This is a genomic window from Pedobacter sp. 01T416_2, from assembly GCF_056398925.1.
On record NZ_JBFTQI010000815.1, the window covers coordinates 1 to 2526 of the forward strand.

Annotated in this window: 3 protein-coding genes and 1 pseudogene; 1 reads left to right on the forward strand and 3 read right to left on the reverse strand. The window is 35.6% G+C overall.

The genetic code is table 11. The features are described from left to right. Positions 1 to 402 precede the first annotated feature (402 nt). Positions 403 to 1017 (forward strand): lysostaphin resistance A-like protein, encoded by a 615-nt coding sequence (locus AC1DPQ_RS24450; protein WP_477583556.1) that lies wholly within the window; start codon positions 403 to 405, stop codon positions 1015 to 1017. 2 nt (positions 1018 to 1019) lie between these two features. On the opposite strand, the gene AC1DPQ_RS24455 is transcribed toward AC1DPQ_RS24450, so the two are convergent. From AC1DPQ_RS24455 to AC1DPQ_RS24465, 3 genes and pseudogenes are all read right to left on the reverse strand, one after another. Next, positions 1020 to 1412 (reverse strand): DUF983 domain-containing protein, encoded by a 393-nt coding sequence (locus AC1DPQ_RS24455; protein ID WP_215127369.1) that lies wholly within the window; start codon positions 1410 to 1412, stop codon positions 1020 to 1022. Between the two features lie 138 nt (positions 1413 to 1550). Then, positions 1551 to 2135 carry a Crp/Fnr family transcriptional regulator gene (locus AC1DPQ_RS24460; protein ID WP_477583558.1) on the reverse strand — a complete coding sequence of 195 codons (585 nt, stop codon included), beginning with the start codon at positions 2133 to 2135 and terminating at the stop codon, positions 1551 to 1553. 218 nt (positions 2136 to 2353) lie between these two features. Next, positions 2354 to 2526, reverse strand: a pseudogene (locus AC1DPQ_RS24465) (D-alanine--D-alanine ligase); the annotation flags it as partial.

Consider the following 2526-nt stretch of genomic DNA (forward strand, 5'->3'; position numbering starts at 1 on the left):
AATGTAATCCTTGTAGGAGCATTTGTGGCTTTTGGTGTTTTAGGCAAAACCAAACCTATTACGGCCATGGTTTCAGGCCTATCACTTATGTAATCATTCAAATCTTAAACCTTATTGCCGACCCAACTAGTATTTTTAAGGGCATTATTTTTAAAGTTGCGATCATCATTTATCTAATTAAAGGTATTCGGGCAGTTCTTGAAGCTGATAAAATAAAAAAAGAGCTTAATATCGATTAACTTGGAGGAGCTGCAAATTTCGGATAATTTATGTGATCATTGCTAAAATGAAGTTCCTGTAGGCCATAAATTCTGTAGCCATTGCGGTAGCGCCCAAAATTATAAGGAAGTTGTAATTCACAGTAAGAAGTGGCCAAACATACAACAAATCGGCCTGTTCTTTATGATAGAGATATTGTGCTGTGCAACTTCATTGCTCATAGAAGAACATTCTTTAACTACGTTTTTTTGTATCGATGGTATAATGGGTATCGCTGCCACTTTGTTCTTTTTTAATAGCTGGTCGGAAAATAAAAATATACTAAAATGGCCAGGTTTTTCTATATGGAAATTAACGGGCTTAATAACTGCTACTATTTTGGCTTCCATTATGGTCACATTTGTGGTTGACCATTTAAACGAACTTGTTTTTAAAAAGGAAATGGAGTATTATTCCATATTCGCATTTCATAAATATGGTACCTGGTTAATGTTTGCTTCTATTGCCCTCTACCCTGCTATATTCGAAGAATTGGCTTACAGAGGCTATTTAATGCAGAAGTTATTAAGTGTGGTTGACGAAAAAGAAGCTATTTATATTTCCTCTATTTTATTTTTCATCATTCATTTCAGCCTGATTTCGGTATTCTGGTTGCTGCCTTTTGCTTTATTTCTTGGTTGGCTCAGAATTAGAACTAAAACATTGTGGTATGGTGTTTTTATTCACTTTTTCTTTAATTTTACCGCTTGCTTTTTAGACCTCTACCCGCTGGAAGACCTTTTTGGATTAGTTTTTTAGCACTAATCCCCACTTCCGGGAACATAGTGCAATCCTGGTGTAAGGTAATGAAGCAAAATAACTCTCGAATAGCGGTAATTAATTGGAGATAACAATAAAACACCCGTTAAGATTAAACTTACATAATACCACAGGTTTTCATAAATTAAAGGCAAGCCTAAAACATACGATGCTACTCCAATGGTAATAATTTCTGCAACATTCATGGCATAACTTACAAACATCGCTACGTAGAAAAATCCAGGTTCACGTTCAAATTTTAAATTGCAATGCGGACAGGTAATATTTGTTTTTTGTAATCTGAAAGAATAAGCACTTCCGGTAAAGATATCTCCTTTGCGGCAGCGCGGGCATTTACACTGTAAAAATGCTTGAAATTTAGATAACTCAGCCATAATCTTCTAATTTGATACCACAAAGGTAAGGCTAAAATTAAAAACTAATTTATGATCTACGTCATGTTTGAGGGATGGTTTGTTAGTTCATTAGTCATTTGTTCACTGGTCATTTGTTTATTGGTTCCAAATAAAATGCTAAACCTTTACTATTTTCCCTTTAATGGTTTTGATCAGGCCTCTTTCGGCTAGTATTTTAGTGCCACGAATCACTGTTTCTACCCTTAAACCAGTCATATCGGCTAATTCTTGTCGCGTTACCTTTAAATTTTCACCCACAGCAATATCGTCGAGAAGGTAATTGATAATCGTTAACAACCGATGCTCTGCTTTTTCGCTTGCCAGTTCTTCCAGCATCATCGATTTATAAAAAAGGCGGTGACTTAGCGTCCGGATCAGGTGCATGCTAAAATCGGGTTCGTTTTTGATCAAATCAAAGAAATCTTCTTTATTTACAGCAATAATGTGCGAATCTTTATTGGTGATGGTAAAAGCTAAATAAGGCCTGTCGATCAATAATGCAGGTTCGCCAAAATATTGCCCTGTTTTAAAAACCCCTTGAATAAATTCCTTTCCTTCATCGCTAACGGTAACCATTCTTACCTCACCTGATTTGATAAAATACACGTAGCGCGGCTGCATACCGGGCTCGTAAACAACCGAATCTTTTGGATAGCTTTTGAGTTTTAAACCTTTATCAATCAGTTTCTGGAAGTTCATCATAATTTAGGCCAATAAGTACTTAAGTAGGTCTATAAAAGATCTTAAAGATTATTTTCGATATAATTATATGTCACTTGTCATTCTGAACGAAGTGAAGAATCCCTAGCCAATGAAACACCTAACCTAAATTACCTCGCTAACAAAGCCAATAGATCATAAAAGCATGCTAATATCTTAAAGATTCTTCATTGCATTCAGAATGACAAAGTTCACGAAGACTACCCTAATGTTTCTTTCATTAAACGGGTGTAAAACTCTTTCAGTGTAATACCCATTGCCGCTACCTGTTGTGGGATAAAACTGGTTGCTGTTTGCCCGGGAATGGTATTGATTTCGATAAAATAAAATTTACCAGTTCCTTCTTCCAGGAAATAATCAACACGTACCACTC